Here is a 22,722-nt window from a genome sequence, read left to right as displayed (position 1 = left end):
GCGGATCGATCAGGGGAACGGATCATGTGGCGCACCAGGACGGGCGCGATCCGTGAAAGGCGGGAACGCTGCGGTATGACCGCAACGTCTGACCAAGACGGGAACCACAAGGCGGGTTCGCGGTCAAGCGCTACCGATGGAGACGCTGTGCATGGCCCTCATCCTTCGACAAGCTCAGGACGAGGACCAGGGTCGGCTCAGCAGCGCCGAGGACGACGCCGGCAGTCCAAACCCTCTTCCCGAGCCTGTCGAAGGACGAGGGTTTGGCGTCGGTCAGTTCAGGTACTTGGTCGTCACCGACAGCACGATGACGATCGCCGCCACGAAGGGCAGCTCGTTCGTGGCGCGCCAGAACTTTTCCGAGCGGGTGTTCTGGCCGGCCTCGAAGGCCTTGCGGGCCTTCGACAGGAAGCCGTGCCAACCGAACAGGAAAAACACCCCGGCCAGCTTGGCCAGCATCCAGGGCTTCAGCAGGAAATCCCAGCCGCGGATCGCGCCGTCGGCCATGATCAGGCCCAGGCCGAAGACCAGGGCGGCGATCATCGCCGGATTGATGATCCCACGCAGCAGCCGCCGCTCCATGACCTTGAAGGTCGCGTCCATCTCCGAGCCGAGCGTGGCGCCCGTGTGATAGACGTAGAGGCGCGGCAGGTAGAGCATCCCCGCCATCCAGGCGATCACGGCCAGGATGTGCAGGCCGCGGATCAGGTTGAAATGCTCGACCAGGAAGTCGGTCACGCGCGGGCTCCCGGACGGGTTTGGGGGCAAGGTTGGTCGCCACCGCAGATTTGCGGCGAATCCGACGAAAGGGCCTCACTCACCAGAGTCCCCAAACAATCGATGAACGCGGGCGATACGCCAAGCGCCGGCACACGGGCATAGATCGAGCCGCCGTGCTCGTAGGCCAGTTCGCGGTACTCGACGTCCAGCTCGACCAGGGTCTCGATGTGCTCGGAAACGAAGGCGATCGGCGTGACCACCAGGGCGAGACCCGCCTCGGCGGCCGCCTTGACCTCGTCGTCGGTGGACGGGCCGATCCACTTCAGCGGGCCTACGCGGCTCTGGTAGCTGATCTTCCAGTCGACGCCCTCGCCCAGGATGTCGCCGAGCTTGGCGGCGACCGCGGCCGGGGTCGCCTCGACCTGGCGCTGGTAAGGGTCGCCGGCGGTAATCACCTTTTCCGGCAGGCCGTGAGCCGAAAACAGGATCCGCGCCGGCCTGGGCGAACCGGCCTTGACGTACTCGGCCCGGATCAGGTCCGCGTGCGCCTGCACGAAACCCTCGGCCGTAGGATAGCAGCACAGCGTCGTCGTCCGGCCCGGACCCTTTCGGTAGGCCTTGTTCCACGCCTTCAGCGACGACGCCGTCGTGGTTGTCGAATACTGCGGATAGAGCGGCAGCAGCACCACCTCGTCAGGCTTCCAGGCCTTCACCGCCTTGGCCGTCTCGCCGGTCAGCGGGTCCCAGTAGCGCATGGCCACGAAGGCCTTGACCGTGTCGCCCGGCAGGCGCTCGGCGAGCTCCGCTTCCAGGGCCCGCGCCTGCTTGTCGGTTTCCGGCAGCAGCGGCGAGCCGCCGCCCATCAGGGCGTAGTTCGCGCGCGCCGACTTGGCCCGGGTGGTCGAGATCAGCGCCGCCACCGGATAGCGAACGAAGAACGGCGCCTGGATGATCGCCGGATCGCGGAACAGGTTGAACAGGAACGGCCGCACGGCCGCCTGGCCGTCGGGCCCGCCTAGATTGAACAGGACGACGGCGATCCGTCGTCCGCCCCCCGGGCCGCTCTTCAATTGGTTCACAGGCCGGTCACCCGCTTCAGCACCTGCTCGACATGAGCGATCGGCGTGTCGGGCAGAATGCCGTGACCCAGGTTGAAGATATAGGGGCCCTGCCCCCATTGCTCGAGCATCTGCTCGACCCGTTCGTCCAGCGCCGCGCCGCCGGCGCGCAGCAGCAGAGGATCCAGCGCGCCCTGGATGGTCCTGGTCTTCTGGATGGCCTGACCCAGCTTCGCCGAGGCCGAGGTGTCGAGCGCCACGCCGTCCACCGGCACGGCCTGCGCGTAGGCCTCGACCAGCGTTCCGGCCCCGCGTGGGAAGCCGATGAGAGGCACGGTCACGCCGCGGGCGCGCAGGCCCTCGACGATGGCGATGTGGGGCTTGGTCACCAGGCGGTCGAAAAGCGGCTCGGAGAGGCCTTCGGCCCAGCTCTCGAACAGCTTCAGCGCCTGGGCGCCGGAAGCGGCCTGCATGGCCAGATAATCGACCGTGGCGTCGACCAGGATCTGGATCAGTCGGTCCAGCTTGTCGGCGTTCTGGTAGGCGAAGGTGCGCGCGCCCGAGCGATCGCTGGATCCGCCCTCGATCATGTATGTCGCGACCGTCCACGGCGCGCCGGCGAAACCGATCAGGGCCTTCGAAGGATCGATGTCTGCGCGAACGCGCGAGAGCGTCTCGCCGACCGCCTTCAGGGCCTCGCCGGCCTGCTGGGTCTTGTCGGCCATGGCGTCGAGATCGGGCAGCTCGCCGAGCTTGGGACCTTCGCCGGCCTCGAACCAGACCTTCTGGCCCAGTGCGCCGGGGATCAGCAGGATGTCGGCGAAGACGATGGCCGCGTCATACGGAAAGCGGCGCAGCGGCTGCAGGGTGACCTCGGCGGCTTTCTCCGGGTTCAGGCAGAAGCTGATGAAGTCGGGGGCCGTCGCCCGCACGGCGCGATACTCGGGCAGATAGCGTCCCGCCTGGCGCATGAACCAGACCGGAGGACGCTCGGCGGTTTCACCGGCCAGCACGGAGAGAAACTTCGGGATCGGAGAGCTCGTCATACCGGCGGTTAAATCCCGGCAAGCCGTTCCACTCAAGTCCGTGCGATCCCGTACCCTTATTCTTCTTAAAAATAAGAATCTTAGAGAGAGAGGAAGAAGGGGGAGGGCAAGTGCAACACGGGGATAAGTCCGCCCCGGTGGACAACTCAAACAGGCCCTACTCGGTATGCCCCAGCTTGGTACACATGGGAGTCATACCTTGTGAACTTCGTGGACAAGCTTCCAACCTGCCGGATTCCTTACGAAACCCAGACGATGGTGAACGGGAAATTAACCATCCGTTAGGACTTTCCACAAGCACGGGAGAACGTGCAGGCACAGGTCCTGGTGGGCAGGTTCAAGCTGGGGATTGTCCGGCGTCAATGAGGCCGTTTATCACAGGGGCGCGGCGGAGCGTCGCGCTGGGGCGCATTTGGCGCCCGCTTGTCCCCAGAAGGCTCCCAGAGTGGTAAAGCAACCCTTAACGGATGATCCACAGGACAGTGCGTCGCCTGAGGCCGATCGCCACACCGCGCGGTTCGCGACCTACTTCCATATTCACCTGGTTTCGGACTCCACGGGCGAGACCCTGAACGCCATGGCGCGCGCGGTCTGTGCACGGTTCACCGATATCCTGCCTATCGAACACATCTACGCGCTGGTGCGTTCCATCCGGCAGCTGGACCGGGCCCTGGAGGAGATCGCAGGCGCGCCGGGGGTGGTCATGCACACCATCATCGACCCCAACCTGCGCGCGGCGTTGGAAGAAGGCTGCCGCAAGCTCGACATGCCGTGCATCGCGGCCCTCGATCCGGTGGTCAGCGCCATGTCGCGCTACCTGGGGGCCAAGATATCCACGCGCGTGGGTGCGCAGCACGCGCTGAACAACGACTATTTCGACCGCATCGAGGCCCTGGACTACGCCATCGCCCATGACGACGGCCAGGGCGGCCAGGATCTGACCCAGGCCGACGTGATCCTGGTGGGCGTCTCGCGCACCTCCAAGACGCCGACCTGCATCTATCTGGCCCATCGCGGCGTGCGCGCCGCCAACGTGCCGCTGGTGCCGGGCCGTCCGCCGCCCGAGCAGCTGTTCGAGCTGAAGAACACCCTGATCGTGGGCCTGATGACCACGCCGGAGCGGCTGATCCAGATCCGTCGCAACCGCCTCCTGTCGCTCAAGGAGAATAGAGAGAGCGACTACATCGACACCGACAGCGTGCGGGCCGAGATCATCGCCGCCCGCCGCCTGTTCGAGAAGAACGGCTGGCCGATCATCGACGTCACGCGACGCTCCGTGGAGGAAACCGCCGCGGCGATCATCAACCTGCTGTCGGGCGGCCGCGGCCAGGTCGAGGTGCTGGGATGAGCGCCTCCCCTCCTCCCATCGTACTGGCTTCGACCAGCTGGACGCGCCAGACGATCCTCAAGAACGCCAGCGTGCCGTTCGAGGCCGTGGCCTCGGGTGTGGATGAAGAGGCGGCCAAGGCCGGGCTGCTTGCCGAAGAGGTCACGCCGCGCGATGTCGCCGACGCCCTCGCCGAAATGAAGGCGGTCAAGGTTTCCCACAGGCGGGCGGGCCTCGTCATCGGCTCGGACCAGACGCTGGAGCTGAAAGGTCGCCTGTTCGACAAGGTCGACACCCTGGAGGCCGCCCGCGCCCGGTTGCTGGAACTGCGCGGCGAAATCCACAAGCTGCATTCCGGCGTCGTCGTGGCCCGCGACGGCCAGCCGATCTGGCGGATCGTCGAGACCGCCAAGCTGTCGGTCCGTCCGTTCAGCGAGGCCTGGCTCGACGGCTATCTGGAGCGAAACGGCGAGCAGATCCTGTCGTCTGTCGGCTGCTACATGCTCGAGGGCGAAGGCCTGCAGATGTTCGACCGTATAGACGGCGACTACTTCACCATCCTCGGGCTGCCGATGACCGGCCTGCTCGATTTCCTGCGCCTGCACGGAGCCCTTCAGGCATGAGTTCCAAGATTACCGGCCAGGCCCTGGTGGCCGGCGTCTGCGGCCAGCCGATCGTTCATTCGATGAGCCCGCTGCTGCATAACGCCTGGCTGGCGGAGGCAGGGATCGACGGCGCCTATGTGCCGATGGGCCCGCCGGAAGACCGGTTCGAGGCTTTCGTGAACGGCTTCCGGGGCGGGGTCATTCGCGGCCTCAACGTGACCATCCCCTTTAAAGAGAGAGCGCTGGCCTGCGCCGACGAGGCCAGTGACCTGGCGCGTCTGGCCGGGGCCGCCAACCTGCTGCGTTTCCGCGAGGACGGCACGATCTTCGCCGACAACACCGACGGCCCGGGCCTGCTGGGCGCGATCGCCGCCCAGGCGCCGGACTTTGACGTCACCGCTGCGCCCGTGGTGATCCTGGGCGCCGGCGGTGCGTCGCGTGGCGCGGCGGCGGCCCTGTTGCTGGCCGGCGCGCCCAAGGTGGGGATCGTCAATCGTACGGTTTCCAAGGCCCAGGCCATCGCCGACGCCCTTGGCGACAAGGTGTCGGCGGCCGGCGAAGAGGCCCTGCCCACGCTTCTGGCCGACGCGGGCCTCGTCATCAACGCCACCTCGCTGGGCCTTGGCGGCGGCGATGGTCCGCCTGCCGACCTGACGCTGACGCCGGAAGGCTGCGTGGTGATGGACATGGTCTACAAGCCGCTGCGCACCGAGTTTCTGCAACGAGCCGAAGCCGCCGGCCGACCCACTGTGGATGGTCTGGAAATGCTGCTGCTGCAGGCCGTGCCCTCATTCGAGGCCTTCTTCGGCCAGGCGCCCCCGGCCGATGTCGACGTCCGGGCCGTCGCCCTGGCGCATCTGGGGCAAGGCGCGAAATGATGATCCTCGGCCTCACCGGCTCCATCGGCATGGGCAAATCGACCACGGCCAAGATGTTCGAGGCCGAAGGCGCGCCTGTGTACGATTCCGACGCCGCCGTGCATGCGCTCTATTCGGCAGGTGGAGCGGCCGTGGCGCCGGTCGAGGCGGCGTTTCCAGGCGTCGTGGTCGATGGCGCGATCGACCGCGCCAAGCTCAGCGCCCAGGTGGTCGGCGATCCCGAGGCGCTGGAAAAGCTGGAGGCCATCGTCCACCCCCTGGTCGGCGCCCATCGCATCGGCTTCTTCGAGAAGGCCGAAAGGGACGGCCATGACATCGTCGTGCTCGACGTGCCGCTCCTTTACGAGACCGGGGGCCAGAAGAACGTCCACAAGGTGGTGGTGGTCAGCGCGCCGGCCGACGTCCAACGCGAGCGGGTCCTGGCGCGCCCCGGCATGACGGCCGAGAAGTTCGAGGCGATCCTGGCGCGCCAGCTGCCCGACGCCGAAAAGCGCGCCCGCGCCGATTTCGTGGTCGATACCGGCAAGGGCCTGGAAGTCGCCCGCGACCAGGTGCGCGACATCCTGACCCTGTTGAGAACCGCGCCCCAAGCTTGATGCCGGACTCGAACCGGCCCATTGAAAGGCCATGGCCCGGGAAATCATCCTCGACACCGAAACCACCGGCTTCGATCCGAAGACGGGCGATCGCCTGGTCGAAATCGGCTGCATCGAGGTGGTGGACTACATGCCCACCGGCCGGTCGTTCCACGAGTATTGCGATCCGCTGCGCGACATGCCGGCCGAGGCCGAGAAGGTGCACGGCCTGTCGGCCGCCTTCCTGACCGGAAAGCCGAAGTTCCACGAGATTGCTGACAAGTTCCTGGAATTCGTCGGCGACAGCGTCGTCGTCGCCCACAACGCCTCGTTCGACCGCAGCTTCGTCAATTTCGAGCTGGAGAAGTGCGGCCGTCCGCCGCTGCCGGAAGAGCGCTGGGTCGACACCCTGGCCATGGCCAAGAAGCGCTTTCCGGGCATGTATAATTCGCTCGACGCGCTCTGTAAGCGTTTCAAGATCAGCCTCGACAGCCGTGACAAGCACGGGGCGCTGATCGACTCCCACCTGCTGGCCGAGGTCTATCTCGAACTGCAGGGCGGCAAGGAACGCGCGCTCGAACTGACCCACGCCGTTGCGGCCACCGCCGTCAGCGCCGCCCGCGCCGGCGGCTACGGCGCCCGCCCGCGCCCCCTGCCCTTCCGTTCGACCGACGCCGAACGCGCGGTGCACGCCGACTGGGTGAAGTCGACCCTCAAGGACAAGGCCGTCTGGCTGAAGTTCGACCTGCCGGAACTGGCGCCGGCTTCCGAATGATCCTTCTCCCATAGGGAGAAGATAGCCTGCGGAGCAGGTCGGATGAGGGGTTAGGAACTGAAGACGGCGTGTCGGTACGCCGATTGACGGCGTAACCCCTCACCCTCCCTCTCTTTCCGGGACAGGGTTAGATCTTCAGATCCGCCGTCACCGGCGCGTGGTCGCTGGGGCGTTCCCATTCGCGCACCGTGTCGTGCACCTGCGCCGAGACCTTGCCGTCGACGATGGCCGCGTCGCGCAGGCCTGGGCTGGCGAGAATATGGTCCAGGCGCAGGCCGCGGTTGGACTTGCGGAAGTCGGCGGCGCGATAGCTCCACCACGAGAACAGCTTTTCCGGCTCCGGCGTGGCCAGGCGCGGCAGGTCCAGCAGATCCATGGACTTGATCATCGCGTCGAAGGCCTCGAGCTCAGCCGGGGTGTGGCTGACCACCTTCAGCATCTGGCGGTGGCTCCAGACGTCGTTCTCGCCGGGCGCGATGTTCAGATCGCCGGTGACGATCAAGGGCGCCTTGGGGTCACGCGTCTTCAGGGCGGCCGTCAGGGTCTCGTAGAAGTCGAGCTTGTGGTCGAACTTCGGGTTGGCGACGCGGTCGGGCAGATCACCGCCGGCCGGGATGTAGAAGTTCTGGATCTCGACGCCGGCCACCTTCACCGCCACGCAGCGGGCATGGCCCTCGCGGCAGTTCATCAGCGTGGGGACGTCCTCGATCGGCAGGCGCGAGGCGATGGCCACGCCGTGCCAGCCCTTCTGGCCGGCGATCTTGATGTGCGGCAGGCCCATGGCCTCGAAGGCCTCGCGCGGGAACTCGCCGTCCTGGCACTTGATCTCCTGCATGCACAGGACATCGGGCGCGGTTTCGTCGACGAAGCGGGCGGCCTGTTCGGCGCGCAGGCGGACGGAATTGACGTTCCAGGTGGCGATACGGAGGCGCATGCCGCTCCCCTACCTGCACAGCTCGCGGACCACAAAGAAAAACGCCCGGACACACGAGGCGTCCGGGCGAAAGTCAGGTCTCTCATGCCGCCGCCGGGAGGGGATAGATCCGGCACGGTTTGCGAAGAGCGGGTCGGGCGCTCATCGCCATGCGTGATAAAAGTGCCACGCCGAAACTTTTAGTCAAGCGAAAAACCGCTTATCTATTGCATGTTGTGAGAATGTCACAAACCGGCTTGCTTGCACGGATGTCAGCCGGTGGCCGGCTTGCCCGTGCGGCGGCGCGGATCGGTCAGCACGAACAGCTTCGGATCGATGGCGCCGACCTTGTCGAGGCCCGACAGGCGCACGCGGGTCTGGCCGCCCTTCACGTCGCTGATGGTCCAGCCGATCAGCTCGGGCGCGCTGCTGAAGTTCATCTCCAGCCGCCCCAGGGTTTGGCGCTTGGCGTCCTGGGCCACGATCGTGAAGCCGTCGGCCAACTTGCGCACGCTGGTGATCTTCACGCCGCGGTCCAGGCGCACCTCGCGCGCCAGTAGCAGGGCCAGCGGGGTGCGGCTCAGCGGATAGCTCTCGAAGGTCTTCAGGCGGCTGTCGAAGATGTTGACGTTATTGCCGTTGCTGACGACCAGCAGGCCGCCCGGGCCGTCATATTCGAAACGCGCCTTGCCCGGACGCTGCAGCCACAGGGTGCCCTGGGTGGTCACGCCGCGCGGGTCGGTCTGGACAAAGCGGCCCTTGGCGTTGGACAGGCCCTGGATATAGGCCGTGGCCTTGGCGATCAGCGCCTTGTCCTCGTCCGACAACTCCTGGGCCAGGGCCGGCGCGCCGAAGGCGGCGGCCATCAGGCCCGCGCCGCCGGCGGCGATCAGGGTGCGACGGTTCATGGTGGTCTGCGTCATGCGAACTCCTTCACCTCCACCTTTGCCCTGTGCGCGCGTCGCGGGAAAGGCCATGGAAGGGCCGTTTTCCGGCGCTGCGATGAAGGGCCGTTCAGGTTGGGGCCGAAGGGAACGCCGCCGAACGGCTGAGGTTTCGCGGCGAAGTCGGGTCAGGCCGCCTTCTTGGCGTCCTTGTCCTTCTTGGCTTTCTTTTCCTTCTTCGGCTTGTCGGCCTTTTCCGCCTTGGGCTTCTTGGCCTTCGGCTCGGGACGCGGCGCGGTCAGGTCGACCGCGGCCATCTCGGCCAAGAGGTCGAGGAAGCCGTCGCGCTTGCCGGCCTTCAGCAGCGACAGGATGCGGGCGTCGGCGGCGGCCACGCGTGGCAGGCTCTCTTCCAGGATCAGCCGGCCGGCCTCCGTGAGGCGCACGGAGTTGGCGCGGGCGTCCTGTTCCGAACGCTGACGTTCCAGGTGGCCCTTGGCGATCATCCGGGCGACCATGTCGGCCAGGGTCGAGCGGTCGATGCCCGTGGCCTTCACCAGGCCCGTCTGGGTGACGCCCTCGTGCTGGGCCACGGCGGCCAGAACGGCGAACTGGCGTTGGGTGATCCCGCCGGCGCCGGTTTCTTCCACATAGATGTCGAGAGCGGTCTGCAGCACCCGGTGCAACAGGTGGCTGGGCGAGCGGTCCAGCACCCCGACCTCGCGCGCCGCGGTCTTGTCGCTCTTGTGCTTGGCCATGTCGTCCGCCCCCGTTTCCGCTGACGGACGTCCAGCTAGCACGCTAACGCGTCGGTTTGACGACAGATGGTCCGTGGTCGGTAGATGCTCCCCTTTTGGGGGAGCTGTCGCCAAGCGACTGAGGGGGCCGCCGAAGGCGGATCAGAAGCCCGCGTCCGGCGGCTCGGGGGTCTTCTGGTCGTCCGGCTTGGCCATGTGCTTCATGATGAAGGGCGTCTGGGTCAGCGAGAAGACGATGGCCAGCGGCAGCAGGGCGATGCGGAATTTCACCCAGGTGGGCGTGTCCTGGGTGAGGCGAACCACTTCGTTGGCGATGGCCGCCAGCGCGAAATAGCCGCCGTAGCGCAGGGTCAGGGTCCGCCAGGCGGCGTCGGACATGTGCAGCGCCTCGCCCATCAGCGCCTTCAGCGGCGCACGGCCCAGGAAAACGCCGCCGATCATGAAGGCCGCCAGGGCGCCGTTGACGACCGTGACCTTGATCTTGACGAACACGTCGCTGTGGAAAACCAGACCCAGCACCCCGAACACCAGGGCCATCATCCCCGAGAACAGCGGCAGCAGCGCCACGCGCCGTTCCACGGCGTAGCCGACGACCAGGGCCAGGGCCGAGGCGGCCACCAGCACCCAGGTGGCGGTCTGGAAATTCTTGGTGACGAAATAGGTGACGGCGAAGGCGATCGGCGCGCCGTAGTCGACGGCGGTGCGAACCCAGGCGCTCTTCTTCTTGGCTTCGGACTTGGGGTCGGTCACGCGCCTAGTCCTCCAGCCCGACCAGCGAGCGCGAGAAGGCGCGCGCGTCGAACGGCTGCAGGTCGTCGATCCCCTCGCCGACGCCGATCAGCTTGATCGGGCTGTCCGAGGCGCGGGCCACGGGGATCAGCACGCCGCCGCGGGCGGTGCCGTCCAGCTTGGTCATGACGATGCCGGAAACGCCGACGCTGTTGCCGAACACCTTTTCCTGGGCCAGGGCGTTGCGGCCGACGGTGGCGTCGAGCACCAGCAGGGTCTCGTGCGGGTAGTCGGGATCGACCTTCTTGACCACGCGGATGACCTTCAGGAGCTCGTCCATCAGGCCCTGCTTGTTCTGCAGGCGGCCGGCGGTGTCGATCAGCACCACGTCATAGGCCTCGGCCTTGGCGCGTTCGACGGCCTCGAAGGCCAGGGCGGCGGCGTCGCTGCCTGTGGGCTTGGACATGAAGTCGGCGCCGGCCCGGTCGGCCCACACCTTCAGCTGCTCGACGGCGGCGGCGCGGAAGGTGTCGCCGGCGGCGATCAGGACGCGGGCGCCCTTTTCGGTCAGGTCGGCGGCGATCTTGCCCAGCGTCGTGGTCTTGCCCGAGCCGTTGACGCCGATGAACAGCACGACATAGGGGCGCGGACCATCCAGCGGGTCGAAGCGGCCTTCGCGGTCGGCCAGCTCGGCGGTAATCAGTTCGGCCAGGGCTTCCTTGACCTCGCGGTCGCTCGAGGCCTTGCCGAAGCGGGCCTTGCCGAAGGCGTCGGTGATGCGGGCGGCGATCTGCGGACCAAGGTCCGCCTCGATCAGCATCTCCTCCAGCGCGTCCAGCTGTTCCTGGTCCAGCGGCTTCTTGGTGAAGGCGCCGGTCACCTGCTCGGTCATCGCCTGGGACGACCGGGTGAGGCCGGCCGTGAGACGCTGGAACCAGCCTTGTTTCTGCGAGGGCTTTTCGCTCATCCGCGCTCCTGTAGCGAGGTGGTGAGAAAAGTGAAGAAGAGATTCACGATTCAGGGTTAGCGCCACGGAAGCGTGAACGGTTGCGCTTGGCCCCGGAGCATGGCGTCTAGAGACGATGGAACCCTTGGCCGCCGCCCTGTTCTGGCTCGACTACGCCGCCGCCGCCGTGTTCGGCGCGACCGGCGCGCTGGCGGCCGCGCGGCGCAAGCACGACATCATCACCTTCGGCTTCTTCGCGGCGATCACCGGTGTGGGCGGCGGCACGCTGCGCGACCTCCTGATCGGCGCGCCGGTGTTCTGGATCCAGCGGCCGGGCTACATCCTGGCCTGCCTGGCCGCCGCCCTGGTGATCTGGCTGCTGGGCCAGCGCGGCTGGCGGTTCCGGGCCCTGCTGTGGCTCGACGCCCTGGGCATGGCGGCCTACGCCGTGGTCGGCACGGCCAAGGCCCTGAGCCTGGGCGTGCATCCCTTCACCTCGGTCATCATGGGGGTGTTGACGACGGCCTTCGGCGGGGTGGTGCGCGACGTGCTGGCCGAGGAGCCGAACCTCCTGCTGCGCCGCGAGATCTACATCACCGCCGCCTTGCTGGGCGCGGCCGTGTTCGCGATCCTGCAATGGTGGCGCGTGCCGTTCTGGCCGGCCGGGATCGCGGGCTTCACGGCGGCCTTCTGCCTGCGGGCGGGGGCCATCAAGTTCGGCTGGAGCCTGCCAGGGTTCATGGGCGGGGAAGAGAAGAGCCAGTAGCTCCTCCCTCGCGAAGCGGGGGAGGAGAAGGAAATCACGTATCGAAGTCTGGATGCTGCCGGCTGACGACCGGGCTCACCGATCCGCCCATCGGCGGCCGTACCGGCATGTCGGCCAGGTGTTCCATCCATACCGGTCGGCTGTCGATCGCCAGCTGCACGACGGGCTCCACGGCCGACGGATCGTCGAAGGCGAAGAAGGCCAAGTCTATCTTGTCGGCGCTCCATTCGAAGGTCAGCGGCGTGCCGCAGGCGGCGCAGAAGCCGCGGCGGATCGCGTCCGAGCTCTGGAAGGTCGCGCGTTCGCCCCGGGTCCAGGCCAGGTCGGCCTGGTTCACGGTCACCAGGGCCCCGAACGGACCGCCGAACGCCTTCTGGCACATGCGGCAATGGCAGATCGAGGCGCGGCCGGGCTCGCCCTCCACCCGGAACCGTACCGCGCCGCATTGGCAGCCGCCGCTCAAGCCCATGATCCCCTCCACAGCCAAGGCGGCAACTGAGGTCAGATCCTGCGTGACAGCAAGCCACGACGCGGTGTTGAACAGACGCGGTAATGCGTTCGAGTTAGTAAATCGTGAGAAAATACAACTGCTTCGATAGGGCGTACCGATTCCTCTCGCGCAAGGCGGAGGGATCGATGAAGGGCTGGGGACTGGTTCTGGCGGCGGCGCTCCTGGCGGCGCCGGCCGTGGCGTCGGCCGATCCGTGCGAAGGCGCCCTGCCCGCGCCCGGCGCGCGCTTCGACGGCCCGGTCCGCTACGTCGGTGACGGCGACAGCCTGTGCGTCGGCAGGAGCAGCGATCCGTCGACCTGGATCGAGGTGCGGATCTCCGACTTCTATGCGCCCGAACTGCATTCGGCCGGCGGCCGGGCGGCCAAGACCATGCTCGAGGACGTGGTCTGGCGGCAGTACCTGCAATGCCGGGCGATCAAGCATTCCTACGACCGGGTGGTGGCCCGCTGCACCATCGACGGGGCTTCGGTGGGCGACCTGCTGAGGGCGCGCGGCGGGGTCGAGGGCGGCAACGGCCGGGGCGGCCGTCGCTAGCCGCTACGTCTTCGGCGTCAGCTGGAAGGTCACGCGATAGCCGTCGTGGTCCGACAGCACCGGCTCATTGGCGCCATCGAAGGTGGCCTCGACGCGGGTGGGCGTGACGTCGACCTTCTCGCCGTCGAGGAAGCCGATCAGGTCCTGGGTGTCGAGCCAGGGCGCGTCGCCGTCGTAGGAGATCTGGGTGTCGCAAGCGCCGGGCAGGTTGTGGCACCAGCGGCTGACCACCTCGAACGGATAGTCGGCCATCACGTAGTCGAAACGGTCGGGCGCATGCATGACGTTGAAGTCGCCGCCGACGATCAGCGGCGCGCCGGGCGTGCGGTCGGCGGCCATGAAGCGCTTGAACTCGTCGGCCTGCAGGTGGTGGGCCATCCGGTTGCGTGAACGGGGCACCCGCGAGGCGCCCTTGGAATTGAGGTGGGTGTCGGCCACCTCGACCGGTGTCGGCAGGCCCGGCACGTTCAGGCTGACCAGCATCACGCCCTTGTTGGCCAGGCAGTCCAGGCCAGCGCAGTAGTGATAGGCGTGGGACTTCACGTCCTCGATCGGATGGTTGCTCAGCACCCACAGGCCGCTGGAACCCCACTTGCCCAGGCCCTCGCCCCGCCAGCGATAGGCCACGCGACGATAATCCGGCTTCTCGCCCTTGGCCCACAGGCTTGTGTCGCGCTGCTTCCGCTTGGGGCCGCGCGCCACGTAGGGATAGCCGGAGCGGTCGATCAGCTCGCCGATCTCCTTGCGGAACCCCTCCTGGATCAGGACCACGTCGGGCTCGGTCCCGGCGGCGCGCATCTTGGCCAGTTCGTCGCCGATCTTCTTCAGCGCCTCGCCGCGACCCTTCTTCACCGGCCAGGGCAGGCCGGCGACGTTGTAGGTCATGACGCTGAAGCTGACCGAAGCCCCATCCGCCTGCGTCTCGTCGGCCCACGCCGCCACGGGGGCGGCGAGCAGGCAAGCGATGGCGGCTGCGAGCAGGCGCCTCAAGCGGCTCGCTCGGCGATCACGCGCGTTCCGTCATGGCCGGTGACGCGGAAAGCCACGATCTCGCCGGCCGGCGCCTCGCCGGTGAAGGCAATCTCGGTGAAATCCTCGGCCCGGGCCAGGCCGTCGCGCTCGACCAGGCCCGGCAGCACGCGGCCGATCTGCGATTGTAGGTGGCGTTCAAGGCCACGCTGGCCGGCTTCGCGCAGGCGCCGGGCGCGGTCCTTGATGACAGGGCCCTTCACCGGCGGCATTCGCGCGGCCGGCGTGCCGGGGCGGGCGCTGTAGGGGAAGACGTGCAGGAAGGCCAGGCCCGCCTCCTCGACGAGGCGGACGGTGTTTTCGAACGCCTCCTCACTCTCGGTCGGGAAGCCGGCGATCAGGTCGGCGCCGAAGGCCACATCCGGCCGCACGGCGCGCACGCTGGCCACCAGGTTCAGGGCGTCGGTGCGATTGTGCCGGCGCTTCATGCGCTTGAGGATCAGGTCGTCGCCGGCCTGCAGGGACAGGTGCAGGTACGGCATCAGCCGGGGCTCTTCGGCGAACAGCTTCAGGAGGTCCGGATCGATCTCGGCCGCGTCGATGGACGACAGCCGCAGGCGCGGCAGGTCGGGGACCATGCGCAGGATGCGGCCCACCAGCTGCCCCAGGGTCGGCTCGCCCGGCAGGTCGGCGCCCCAGGAGGTGACGTCGACGCCGGTCAGCACGACCTCGCGATAGCCCTCGGCGGCCAGCTTGCGCACCTGCTCCACGACCTCGCCGGCCGGGGCCGAGCGCGAGTTTCCGCGGCCATAGGGGATGATGCAGAAGGTGCAGCGGTGATCGCAGCCGTTCTGCACCTCGACATAGGCGCGGGCGCGGTCCTTCAGGCCGTCGATCAGGTGACCGGCGGTCTCCTTGACCGACATGATGTCGTTGACCCGGACGCGGGTCGTGGTCTCGACCAGGGCCCCGGGGGCGGCCTTCTCGGCGTTGCCGAGCACCAGGTCGACTTCCGGCATGGCGGCGAAGGCCGCCGGGTCGATCTGGGCGGCGCAGCCGGTGACGATGATCCGCGCGTCCGGACGCTCGCGGCGGGCCTTGCGGATCGCCTGGCGCGCCTGACGCACGGCCTCGTTGGTCACCGCGCAGGTGTTGAACACCACGGCGTCCGAAAGGCCGTCGGCGGCGGCGCGGGCGCGCATGGCCTCGCTCTCGTAGGCGTTCAGGCGGCAGCCGAAGGTGACGACGTCGACGCCGTTGGCGCCGGGCATGGTCACGGCCGGACCGCCCTCCTCGCCGACTTCCGGCTTGGGCGTCGGGGTCGCCTTGATGACGGTATAGACGGTCATGACCCGACGAACGCCGCGAAGGCGTCCTTCCAGTCGTCGTGCCAGCGCGACAGAGCCGGGCGGTTCTCGATGACGTCGCCCATCGCCCAGGCCATGCGCTTTTCGTCCAGCGCGCGCGGCACGTCGTTGTCCGGGCACAGGATGTAGAAGTCGCCGGCGGCGATGCGGGCCAGCATGAAGTGGACGACCTGCTCGCTCGTCCAGGCCGCGTCGGGCTTGCCGCCCGGGCCGCGCTTGGTCATGCCGGTGAAGGTATAGCCGGGGATCAGCAGGTGGGCGCTGACCTGGCAGTCGACGATCTCGCGCAGGGTGTGGGCGAGGCCCTCGGTGAGCGCCTTCACCGCCGACTTGGAGACGTTATAGGCCGTGTCGCCCGGCGGCTGGGTGATGCCCTGCTTGGAGCCGGTGTTGATGATCAGGCCCGGACGGCCGCTCTCGGCCATCTCCTCGCCGAACACCTGGACGCCGTTGATCACGCCCCACAGGTTGACGTCGAGGATGCGCTTCCAGGCGTCGTCGCCCGAGAAGGCGTCGCCGCCCCCGCCCACGCCGGCGTTGTTCATCAGCACATCGACGGCGCCGAAGCGTTCGACGGCGACATTGCGCAGGGCCTCGACGGCGGCGCGGTCGGCCACGTCGGTCGGCACGGCCAGGGCGCCGATGGCTTCGGCTTCTGCCTTGAGCTTGCGGCCGGTGACGTCGGCCATGACGACGTTGAGGCCCAGTTCGACGAAGGCCTTGGCGGCGGCCAGGCCGATGCCGTCGGCCGCGCCGGTGACGACGGCGGTCCTGCCGGGCACGAGGGCGGGGTGCAACTCGCTCATGCGCTGACGGTCTCGGGCAGCTTGCCGGTGAACTCCAGGGCCACCGGGCCGGTCATGATCACGTGGCCGTCGGCTTCGCGCCATTCGATGACCAGCGGGCCGCTCTCGAACTCGACGGTGGCGACCCGATCGGTCAGGCCGCGACGCACGGCGGCGACCTGGGCGGCGCAGGCGCCGGTGCCGCAGGCGGCGGTCAGGCCCGCGCCGCGTTCCCAGACCTTCAGCTTGATGTGGTCGCGCGAGACGACGTGGGCGAAGCCGACATTGACGCCTTCGGGGAACAACGGATGGTGCTCGACCAGGCTGCCGGTCTTTTCGGCGAACTCGTCGCTGACCGGGGCGTCGACGAAGAACACCACATGCGGATTGCCCATCGAGACGCAGACCGGGGTGTGCACCCACGGGGCGTCGATCGGGCCGACCTGCAGCTCGACCCGGGCGGTGTCCATTTCCTCGGCCAGCGGGATCTGCTCCCACGACAGGCGCGGCTCGCCCATGTCGACGGTGACGCGCTTGTCGCCGGCCATCACGCCCGACAGGCGCCCGGCGCTGGTGTCGAAGGCCACGGCGTCCTTGCCGCCCGACTGCATCAGCAGCCAGGCCACGCAACGGGTGGCGTTGCCGCAGGCGCCGGCCGGCTCGCCGTCGGCGTTCCAGAAGCGCACATAGGCCGAGGCGCCCTCGGCCTTGGGCGGATCGATGGCCACCACCTGGTCGCAGCCGATCCCGCCCTGGCCGCGTTTGGCGATCGCGCGGATCTCCTCGGAGGAGGGTTCGAACGGCTGGGTGAGGGTCTCGATGACGACGAAGTCGTTGCCGAGCCCGTTCATCTTCAGGAAGGTGCGGCTCATGGGCGGCTATATAGTCGAAAACTCCGTCCAGCGGCAGGGGATGCGGCGATCGGCCGGAGGGACGGGCTTGAGGTGTAATTTCGAGATCACGCAAGGGGTGGAGTTCAGCGGCGCGTTCGGCTGGCTGGACGTCCACAACAACTATGCCCTGGCGGCGGCCGAGGCGATGGCCGGACAGGTGATCCTGCGGTTCGCGGCCAACCCCTATCGTCCCGCCGGCCGGCCGATGGCCTTCGAGGTCGTCTTCGAGGAAGCAAGCCTGTTCGAGACCGACCTGCCGGCCGACCTTTCGAACCTCTGCATCGAGGAGGTCGGTTTTCTGGCCCCGGATGATCGGGATTACGGCCCGATCCTGGATCGCGGCCGGGCGAGTGACGGCGATCACCTGGCTTTCAAGTGGCAGATCGAGGCGCTGGAAGGCGTGGTGCGGATCGCGGCGGAAGCGGCCGAAGTTCGCGTGACGATCGGTCCTCCGGCGGAAGACGTTCGCCCCGTCCATCCCAAGAGGTGGTTTGCTTGACCGAAGACCTTCGCCTGCGGGCCCGGCTGCGAGCGCTCTATCACGGCGCCTCGCCGACGGCGGTGCGGTTCCGCTATGCCGTGATCCTGATCGACCTGTTGATCATCGGCTTCTTCGTCGCCGCGCCGCTGATGCAGCACCACGGGGTGACCTTCTACCTGCTCGACTATGGGGTCGCGACGTTCCTGGCCGTCGACCTCGTGGCCCGGGCCATCGCCCATGGCGACATGAAGAGCTGGCTGAAGAAGCCGATCACCTGGATCGACCTCTTCGTGCTGGCCACCATGCTGTTCCCGGCCTGGCTCTACAACTTCGGCTTCCTGCGGGTGCTGCGGCTGTGGACCCTGGTGCGCAGCGAGTTCTTCTGGCGCACCGTGGCGCGGCGCTACGACGACACCCGCATCGAGGACATCACCAAGGCCGCCTCGTCGCTGCTGACCTTCGTCTTCGTGGTGACGGGCTTCGTCTATTCGACCTTCGCCGGCCGGCACGACGGCATCGCCGGCTATGTGGACGCCCTCTATTTCACCGTCACCAGCCTGACGACCACGGGCTATGGCGACGTCACCCTGCCGGGCGTGTGGGGCAAGCTGCTGTCGATGGCGGTGATGATCGGCGGGGTGTCGCTGTTCATCGGCCTGATCCAGTCGATCCTGCGACCGCACAAGGTGACCTTCCCCTGCCCCGACTGCGGCTTGCGCAAGCACGATCCCGACGCCGTGCACTGCAAGGCCTGCGGCAAGATGCTGTGCATTCCGGACGACGGGGCCTAACGCGCGGCCGAGGTCAAAAATGGCCTAGCCAGCGACGGGAATGGCATTAACGTCCCCCGCCATGCTGACGCTCCGCTCCGTTTCGCCCGCCGCCCTGGCCCTCGCCCTCCTCGCCGCAGGCCCCGCCCGCGCCCAGGAGGATCCCCACCTGGCGCTGGAAGGCGTCGAGACGCCGTCGTCGCTGGACTGGGTCAAGGCCGAGAACGCCAAGACCCTGCCCGTCCTGACGGGCGACAAGCGCTACCAGGGCCTGCACGACGCGGCCCTGAAGGTGCTGGCCGCCAAGGACCGCATCGCCGCCCCGACCTTCGTCGGCGCCAGCGTGTTCAACTTCTGGCAGGACGCCGACCACGTGCGCGGCGTCTGGCGGCGCACCAGCCTGGAGAGCTACCGCTCGGCCGATCCCAAGTGGGAGACGGTGATCGACCTGGACGCCCTGGCCAAGGCGGAGGGCAAGAACTGGATCTGGAAGGGCGCCGACTGCCGTCCCAAGACCCACGACCGGTGCCTGGTGAGCCTGTCGAACGGCGGCAAGGACGCCGTCGAGGTGCGCGAGTTCGATCTTGCGACCAAGAGCTTCGTGAAGGGCGGCTTCTTCCTGCCCGAGAGCAAGCAGACCATCGACTGGCTGGACGCCGACACCCTGATCCTGACCCGCGACTGGGGCGCGGGCACCACCACCGACAGCGGCTACGGCATGGTGGTCAAGACCCTCAAGCGCGGCCAGTCGCTGGACCAGGCCGTCGAGGTGTTCCGCGGCGAGAAGGCCGACGTCAGCGCCCGTCCGCACGTGCTGCGCGACGCCAAGGGCAATCGGGTGGTGCTGATCGAGCGCGCCACCGACTTCTTCCACACCAAGACCTTCCTGCTCGACGACGCCGGCAAGGCGACGCTGCTGCCGATCCCCGAGCGCTCGTCGATCCGCGGCATGGTCGGCGGCGATCTGATCCTGACGGTCGAGGAGCCCTGGAACTATGAGCCGATGCCGTCGCTGGGCCGCAACTTCCCGGCCGGCTCGCTGGTCTCGGTCAGTCCCAAGGCCCTGCTGCCCAAGCCGCCGAGCCCGACCGGCGACATCGTCATCAGCAACGACTGCGACCCCTGCACGATCTTCGCGCCCGGCGCGCGCCAGTCGATCGACCATGTGGCGGTGACCGACAACCGCGTGGTCGCGGTGATTTACGACAACGTCAAAGGCGGTATCCGCAGCTTCAGCGACCACGGCGAGTTCGGCTGGCGCAGCCAGGGCCTGCCGGGCCTGGACAACGCCGCCGTCTCGATCGTCGCCACGGCCGACAGCGGCGACCAGGTGTTCTACACGGTCGAGGGTTTCGTCACCCCGACCCAGCTGAAGCTGGCCGACGCCACCAAGCCCGGTGCGGTGACGGTCAAGACCCTGCCGGCCCGCTTCGACGCCTCCAGGCTGCAGGTCAAGCAGAAGGAAGCGACCTCCAAGGACGGGACCAAGGTCCCCTATTTCCTGGTCAGCCAGAAGGGCGCCAAGCTCGACGGCTCGGCCCCGACCTTGCTGCACGCCTACGGCGGCTTCCAGCTGTCGAAGCTGCCGGTCTACGACCCGCTGATCGGCAAGCTGTGGCTCGAGCGCGGCGGTTCCTACGCCGTGGCCAACATCCGGGGTGGCGGCGAGTTCGGTCCGGCCTGGCACGAGGCGGCGCTGAAGGCCAACCGCCAGCGGGCCTATGACGACTACTTCGCCGTCGCCGAGAACCTGATCTCGACCAAGGTCACCAGCCCGCGTCACCTGGGCGCGTATGGCCGGTCGAACGGCGGCCTGCTGATGGGCGTTGCTTTGACCCAGCGGCCCGACCTGTGGAACGCCGTGGTGGTGGAAAGCCCGCTGCTGGACATGATCCGCTACACCAAGCTGCCGGCCGGCGCCTCGTGGATCGGCGAGTATGGCGACCCGGACAAGCCGGAAGAGCGGGCCTGGATTTCGACGTACAGCCCGTACCAGAACCTGAAGGCCGGGGTGAAATACCCGCTGGCCTACATCACCACCTCGACCAAGGACGACCGGGTCCACCCCGGTCACGCCCGCAAGTTCTCGGCCCGCCTGGCCGACCTGGGGCAGCCCTACATGTATTACGAGAACACCGACGGCGGTCACGCCAACGGGGCGGACCCGGCGGCCAACGCCAAGCGCTGGGCTCTGCACTACACCTACCTGTCGCGCCAGCTGATGGATCACTAGATGCGTAACCTGACCCTGGCCCTACTCGCCGCCACGAGCCTCATGACAGTTTCCGCCCACGCCGCTCCCGACACCGCGCCCGCCGCCGCCCGCACCCCGCTGGCCGAGCTGGGCAAGGACGATCCCTACATCTGGATGGAGGAGATCGAGGGCCAGCGCGCGCTCGACTGGGCCAAGGCCCAGAACGACCGCACCCTGCCGGTCCTGCAGGGCGACGCGCGCTATGCCGGCCTGCACGACGCGGCCCTGACCATCGTCAACGCCAAGGACCGCATCCCCGGTGTGTCGTTCGTCGCCGAGGACGACCTCAGGAACTACTGGCAGGACGCCGACCACGTGCGCGGCGTCTGGCGCACCACGACCCTTGAGAGCTACCGCACGGCCCAACCGGCCTGGTCGACGATCCTCGACCTCGACGCCCTGGCCAAGGCAGAGGGCAAGAACTGGGTCTGGAAGGGCGGCGACTGCCTGGCCCCGGAAAGCCGGTATTGCCTGGTCTCGCTGTCGAACGGCGGCAAGGACGCCGTGGTCGTGCGCGAGTACGACACCAAGACCAAGACCTTCGTCGCCGGCGGCTTCGAGCTGCCCGAGGGCAAGCACCGTTTCGACTGGATCGACAAGGACACCCTGATCGTCGCCACCGACTGGACCCCGGGCGAGGTGACGACCTCGGGCTATCCCTACGTGGTCAAGCTAGTCAAACGCGGTCAGCCCCTGTCGGCGGCCAAGGAAGTCTATCGCGGCGCCAAGGACGACGGCGGCTATGGCGTCAGCCCCTATGCCCTGCGCGACCATGACGGCGTGGTGCGGGCGGTGTTCGTGCTGCGCCCGCTCGACACCTTCAACGCCGAGACCCACCTGGTGGTCGGCGAGACGACGGTGAAGCTGCCCTTCCCGCTGAAGTCGTCGATCCAGGCCCTGGTCAAGGGCCAGTTGGTGTTCAGCGTCGAGCAGGACTGGGCGCAGCAGGGCCTGAAGACCGGCGATCTGGCCGCCTTCGACCTCGCTGCGCTGAAGGCCGATCCGGCCAAGGCGAAAGCCAAGTTGATCCTGCGCCCCACGGCCCGGGAGTCCGTCCAGGGCGTCAACGCCACCCGCGACCGTCTGGTCGTGGCGCTGTTCGAGAACGTCAAGGGCGCGGCCTATGCCTATGACGTCAAGGACGGCGCCTGGAGCCGCACCAAGCTCGACCTGCCGGCCAATTCGACGGTCAGCCTGGGGTCGGCGTCCGACAAGGACGACCGCATCTTCGTCAGCGTGACCGGCTACCTGACCCCCACGACCTACTGGCTGGCCGACGCGGCCACCGGCAAGCTCGACCAGGTCAAGGCCGCTCCGGCCAAGTTCGACGCCTCGACCCACGTGGTCGAGCAGTTCGAGGCCACCTCGAAGGACGGGACCAAGATCCCGTACTTCCTGGTCCGCCCGAAGAACACCAAGTACGACGGCTCGACGCCGACCCTGCTCTACGCCTACGGCGGCTTCCAGGCGTCGATGACGCCGGGCTATTCGCCGACCATGGGCAAGCTGTGGCTGGAGCGGGGCGGCGCCTATGTGGTGGCCAACATCCGTGGCGGCGGCGAGTTCGGCCCCAGCTGGCACGAGCAGGGCCTGAAGGCCAACCGCCAGCGGGTCTATGACGACTTCTTCGCGGTGTCCGAGGACCTGATCGCCCGCAAGATCACCTCGCCGCGCCGGCTGGGGATCATGGGCGGGTCGAACGGCGGCCTCTTGATGGGCGTCGCCCTGACCCAGCGTCCGGAGCTCTACAACGCCATCGTCATCCAGGTGCCGCTGTTCGACATGGTCCGCTACAGCCAGATCGGCGCGGGCTCGTCGTGGATGGGCGAATATGGCGATCCGCAGATCCCGTCCGACCTGGCGGTGATCGAGAAGTATTCGCCCTACCAGAACCTCAAGGCCGGCCAGAAATATCCCGAGGTGTTCATCGAGACCTCGACCAAGGACGACCGCGTCCACCCGGCCCACGCCCGCAAGGCGGCGGCCCGGCTCGAGGCCTTGGGCTACCCGGTGCTCTATTACGAGAACGTCGACGGCGGTCATGCCGCCAGCGCCAACCTCGCCGAGACCGCCCGCCGGGTGTCGCTCGAATATACGTATCTGACCCGCAAACTGATGGATTGATCGCGCAAGGTCCGTAAACCGGACTGCAATCTCTGAGGGTCATGATCCGAGC

The 22,722-nt window shown here is 67.8% G+C and carries 24 protein-coding genes; 11 read left to right on the top strand and 13 right to left on the bottom strand.

Features of this window, described 5'->3' with window-relative positions; genetic code table 11:
* Positions 1 to 273 precede the first annotated feature (273 nt).
* Genes ACODR1_RS14240 through hemE form a run of 3 tightly spaced genes read right to left on the bottom strand, consistent with a single transcriptional unit; the run spans position 274 to position 2,824 of the window.
* The gene (locus tag ACODR1_RS14240; protein WP_488881046.1) at positions 274 to 786 is read right to left on the bottom strand and encodes a CopD family protein; all 513 of its coding nucleotides are present in this window, start codon (positions 784 to 786) and stop codon (positions 274 to 276) included.
* Complete coding sequence (gene hemH / locus ACODR1_RS14235; RefSeq protein WP_488881045.1) at positions 735 to 1,790, bottom strand: ferrochelatase; 1,056 nt, start codon at positions 1,788 to 1,790, stop codon at positions 735 to 737. Before hemH ends, ACODR1_RS14240 begins: the two co-directional genes overlap by 52 nt.
* A gap of 5 nt (positions 1,791 to 1,795) precedes the next feature.
* Positions 1,796 to 2,824, bottom strand: coding sequence for a uroporphyrinogen decarboxylase (gene hemE / locus ACODR1_RS14230; protein WP_488881027.1), 1,029 nt, complete (start codon positions 2,822 to 2,824; stop codon positions 1,796 to 1,798).
* A gap of 445 nt (positions 2,825 to 3,269) precedes the next feature.
* Here hemE and ACODR1_RS14225 point away from each other — a divergent pair, with 445 nt between their 5' ends.
* From ACODR1_RS14225 to dnaQ, 5 genes are read left to right on the top strand one after another with little or no spacing between them, the layout of a single operon-like run.
* A complete protein-coding gene (locus ACODR1_RS14225) occupies positions 3,270 to 4,172 on the top strand; it encodes a pyruvate, water dikinase regulatory protein (protein WP_488881026.1) in 903 nt (300 codons plus the stop codon).
* On the top strand, positions 4,169 to 4,774 hold the full coding sequence (locus ACODR1_RS14220; protein ID WP_488881025.1) for a Maf family protein: 606 nt from the start codon (positions 4,169 to 4,171) through the stop codon (positions 4,772 to 4,774). Before ACODR1_RS14225 ends, ACODR1_RS14220 begins: the two co-directional genes overlap by 4 nt.
* Complete coding sequence (gene aroE, locus ACODR1_RS14215; protein WP_488881024.1) at positions 4,771 to 5,634, top strand: shikimate dehydrogenase; 864 nt, start codon at positions 4,771 to 4,773, stop codon at positions 5,632 to 5,634. The genes ACODR1_RS14220 and aroE overlap by 4 nt, the downstream gene beginning before the upstream one ends.
* Positions 5,631 to 6,230: a dephospho-CoA kinase gene (coaE, locus tag ACODR1_RS14210; RefSeq protein ID WP_488881023.1), complete on the top strand. Its 600-nt coding sequence runs from the start codon at positions 5,631 to 5,633 to the stop codon at positions 6,228 to 6,230. The genes aroE and coaE overlap by 4 nt, the downstream gene beginning before the upstream one ends.
* A 31-nt stretch (positions 6,231 to 6,261) precedes the next feature.
* Positions 6,262 to 6,984 carry a DNA polymerase III subunit epsilon gene (dnaQ, locus tag ACODR1_RS14205; protein ID WP_488881022.1) on the top strand — a complete coding sequence of 241 codons (723 nt, stop codon included), beginning with the start codon at positions 6,262 to 6,264 and terminating at the stop codon, positions 6,982 to 6,984.
* Positions 6,985 to 7,111: 127 nt separating this feature from the next.
* Here the strand turns inward: dnaQ and ACODR1_RS14200 are convergent, their stop codons facing one another.
* The 5 genes from ACODR1_RS14200 to ftsY all read right to left on the bottom strand — a co-directional run bounded on the left by ACODR1_RS14200 (position 7,112) and on the right by ftsY (position 11,235).
* Entirely contained in the window at positions 7,112 to 7,918 is an 807-nt protein-coding gene (locus ACODR1_RS14200; RefSeq protein ID WP_488881021.1) for an exodeoxyribonuclease III, read from the bottom strand.
* A 251-nt stretch (positions 7,919 to 8,169) separates the two neighbouring features.
* Positions 8,170 to 8,820 (bottom strand): outer-membrane lipoprotein carrier protein LolA, encoded by a 651-nt coding sequence (locus ACODR1_RS14195; protein ID WP_488881020.1) that lies wholly within the window; start codon positions 8,818 to 8,820, stop codon positions 8,170 to 8,172.
* Between the two features lie 149 nt (positions 8,821 to 8,969).
* Positions 8,970 to 9,539 carry a MarR family winged helix-turn-helix transcriptional regulator gene (locus ACODR1_RS14190; protein WP_488881019.1) on the bottom strand — a complete coding sequence of 190 codons (570 nt, stop codon included), beginning with the start codon at positions 9,537 to 9,539 and terminating at the stop codon, positions 8,970 to 8,972.
* A gap of 141 nt (positions 9,540 to 9,680) precedes the next feature.
* Positions 9,681 to 10,289 carry an inner membrane-spanning protein YciB gene (locus tag ACODR1_RS14185; RefSeq protein ID WP_488881018.1) on the bottom strand — a complete coding sequence of 203 codons (609 nt, stop codon included), beginning with the start codon at positions 10,287 to 10,289 and terminating at the stop codon, positions 9,681 to 9,683.
* Positions 10,290 to 10,293: 4 nt separating this feature from the next.
* Complete coding sequence (gene ftsY, locus ACODR1_RS14180; protein WP_334348233.1) at positions 10,294 to 11,235, bottom strand: signal recognition particle-docking protein FtsY; 942 nt, start codon at positions 11,233 to 11,235, stop codon at positions 10,294 to 10,296.
* A 115-nt stretch (positions 11,236 to 11,350) separates the two neighbouring features.
* On the opposite strand from ftsY, the gene ACODR1_RS14175 reads away from it, so the two are divergent.
* Positions 11,351 to 11,980, top strand: coding sequence for a trimeric intracellular cation channel family protein (locus ACODR1_RS14175; RefSeq protein ID WP_488881017.1), 630 nt, complete (start codon positions 11,351 to 11,353; stop codon positions 11,978 to 11,980).
* Positions 11,981 to 12,014: 34 nt separating this feature from the next.
* On the opposite strand, the gene ACODR1_RS14170 is transcribed toward ACODR1_RS14175, so the two are convergent.
* The gene (locus ACODR1_RS14170) at positions 12,015 to 12,449 is read right to left on the bottom strand and encodes a GFA family protein (RefSeq protein WP_488881016.1); all 435 of its coding nucleotides are present in this window, start codon (positions 12,447 to 12,449) and stop codon (positions 12,015 to 12,017) included.
* A 167-nt stretch (positions 12,450 to 12,616) separates the two neighbouring features.
* On the opposite strand from ACODR1_RS14170, the gene ACODR1_RS14165 reads away from it, so the two are divergent.
* Positions 12,617 to 13,027, top strand: a complete 411-nt coding sequence (locus ACODR1_RS14165; RefSeq protein ID WP_488881015.1) for a thermonuclease family protein — start codon at positions 12,617 to 12,619, stop codon at positions 13,025 to 13,027.
* Between the two features lie 3 nt (positions 13,028 to 13,030).
* On the opposite strand, the gene ACODR1_RS14160 is transcribed toward ACODR1_RS14165, so the two are convergent.
* From ACODR1_RS14160 to dapF, 4 genes are read right to left on the bottom strand one after another with little or no spacing between them, the layout of a single operon-like run.
* Positions 13,031 to 14,017: an endonuclease/exonuclease/phosphatase family protein gene (locus tag ACODR1_RS14160; RefSeq protein ID WP_488881014.1), complete on the bottom strand. Its 987-nt coding sequence runs from the start codon at positions 14,015 to 14,017 to the stop codon at positions 13,031 to 13,033.
* Positions 14,014 to 15,345, bottom strand: coding sequence for a tRNA (N(6)-L-threonylcarbamoyladenosine(37)-C(2))-methylthiotransferase MtaB (gene mtaB, locus ACODR1_RS14155; RefSeq protein ID WP_488881013.1), 1,332 nt, complete (start codon positions 15,343 to 15,345; stop codon positions 14,014 to 14,016). The genes ACODR1_RS14160 and mtaB overlap by 4 nt, the downstream gene beginning before the upstream one ends.
* Positions 15,342 to 16,253: an SDR family NAD(P)-dependent oxidoreductase gene (locus ACODR1_RS14150; RefSeq protein WP_488881012.1), complete on the bottom strand. Its 912-nt coding sequence runs from the start codon at positions 16,251 to 16,253 to the stop codon at positions 15,342 to 15,344. Before ACODR1_RS14150 ends, mtaB begins: the two co-directional genes overlap by 4 nt.
* Entirely contained in the window at positions 16,166 to 17,020 is an 855-nt protein-coding gene (gene dapF / locus ACODR1_RS14145) for a diaminopimelate epimerase (protein WP_488881011.1), read from the bottom strand. Before dapF ends, ACODR1_RS14150 begins: the two co-directional genes overlap by 88 nt.
* Positions 17,021 to 17,087: 67 nt before the next feature.
* Here dapF and ACODR1_RS14140 point away from each other — a divergent pair, with 67 nt between their 5' ends.
* The 4 genes from ACODR1_RS14140 (at position 17,088) to ACODR1_RS14125 (ending at position 22,670) form a co-directional block, all read left to right on the top strand.
* Entirely contained in the window at positions 17,088 to 17,540 is a 453-nt protein-coding gene (locus ACODR1_RS14140) for a hypothetical protein (protein ID WP_488881010.1), read from the top strand.
* On the top strand, positions 17,537 to 18,313 hold the full coding sequence (locus ACODR1_RS14135; RefSeq protein ID WP_488881009.1) for a potassium channel family protein: 777 nt from the start codon (positions 17,537 to 17,539) through the stop codon (positions 18,311 to 18,313). Before ACODR1_RS14140 ends, ACODR1_RS14135 begins: the two co-directional genes overlap by 4 nt.
* Before the next feature lie 61 nt (positions 18,314 to 18,374).
* Positions 18,375 to 20,525 (top strand): prolyl oligopeptidase family serine peptidase, encoded by a 2,151-nt coding sequence (locus tag ACODR1_RS14130; protein ID WP_488881008.1) that lies wholly within the window; start codon positions 18,375 to 18,377, stop codon positions 20,523 to 20,525.
* Positions 20,526 to 22,670 carry a prolyl oligopeptidase family serine peptidase gene (locus ACODR1_RS14125; protein WP_488881007.1) on the top strand — a complete coding sequence of 715 codons (2,145 nt, stop codon included), beginning with the start codon at positions 20,526 to 20,528 and terminating at the stop codon, positions 22,668 to 22,670.
* Positions 22,671 to 22,722 lie beyond the last annotated feature (52 nt).

The sequence above is a fragment of the Caulobacter sp. FG7 genome (assembly GCF_057808875.1).
Note: the sequence above shows the minus strand (reverse complement) of the source record. Positions and strands in the feature narration are given on the sequence as shown.

Excerpts from the sequence above, each read along its gene's own strand:
- hemE (WP_488881027.1), bottom strand. The coding sequence starts at position 2,824 with ATGACGAGCTCTCCGATCCCGAAGTTTCTCTCCGTGCTGGCCGGTGAA.
- ACODR1_RS14220 (WP_488881025.1), top strand. The coding sequence starts at position 4,169 with ATGAGCGCCTCCCCTCCTCCCATCGTACTGGCTTCGACCAGCTGGACG.
- aroE (WP_488881024.1), top strand. The coding sequence starts at position 4,771 with ATGAGTTCCAAGATTACCGGCCAGGCCCTGGTGGCCGGCGTCTGCGGC.
- coaE (WP_488881023.1), top strand. The coding sequence starts at position 5,631 with ATGATGATCCTCGGCCTCACCGGCTCCATCGGCATGGGCAAATCGACC.
- dnaQ (WP_488881022.1), top strand. The coding sequence starts at position 6,262 with ATGGCCCGGGAAATCATCCTCGACACCGAAACCACCGGCTTCGATCCG.
- ACODR1_RS14200 (WP_488881021.1), bottom strand. The coding sequence starts at position 7,918 with ATGCGCCTCCGTATCGCCACCTGGAACGTCAATTCCGTCCGCCTGCGC.
- ACODR1_RS14195 (WP_488881020.1), bottom strand. The coding sequence starts at position 8,820 with ATGACGCAGACCACCATGAACCGTCGCACCCTGATCGCCGCCGGCGGC.
- ACODR1_RS14190 (WP_488881019.1), bottom strand. The coding sequence starts at position 9,539 with ATGGCCAAGCACAAGAGCGACAAGACCGCGGCGCGCGAGGTCGGGGTG.
- ftsY (WP_334348233.1), bottom strand. The coding sequence starts at position 11,235 with ATGAGCGAAAAGCCCTCGCAGAAACAAGGCTGGTTCCAGCGTCTCACG.
- ACODR1_RS14175 (WP_488881017.1), top strand. The coding sequence starts at position 11,351 with ATGGAACCCTTGGCCGCCGCCCTGTTCTGGCTCGACTACGCCGCCGCC.
- ACODR1_RS14170 (WP_488881016.1), bottom strand. The coding sequence starts at position 12,449 with ATGGGCTTGAGCGGCGGCTGCCAATGCGGCGCGGTACGGTTCCGGGTG.
- ACODR1_RS14165 (WP_488881015.1), top strand. The coding sequence starts at position 12,617 with ATGAAGGGCTGGGGACTGGTTCTGGCGGCGGCGCTCCTGGCGGCGCCG.
- mtaB (WP_488881013.1), bottom strand. The coding sequence starts at position 15,345 with ATGACCGTCTATACCGTCATCAAGGCGACCCCGACGCCCAAGCCGGAA.
- ACODR1_RS14150 (WP_488881012.1), bottom strand. The coding sequence starts at position 16,253 with ATGGCGCGAAGCCGACGGCCACGTGATCATGACCGGCCCGGTGGCCCT.
- dapF (WP_488881011.1), bottom strand. The coding sequence starts at position 17,020 with ATGAGCCGCACCTTCCTGAAGATGAACGGGCTCGGCAACGACTTCGTC.
- ACODR1_RS14130 (WP_488881008.1), top strand. The coding sequence starts at position 18,375 with ATGCTGACGCTCCGCTCCGTTTCGCCCGCCGCCCTGGCCCTCGCCCTC.
- ACODR1_RS14125 (WP_488881007.1), top strand. The coding sequence starts at position 20,526 with ATGCGTAACCTGACCCTGGCCCTACTCGCCGCCACGAGCCTCATGACA.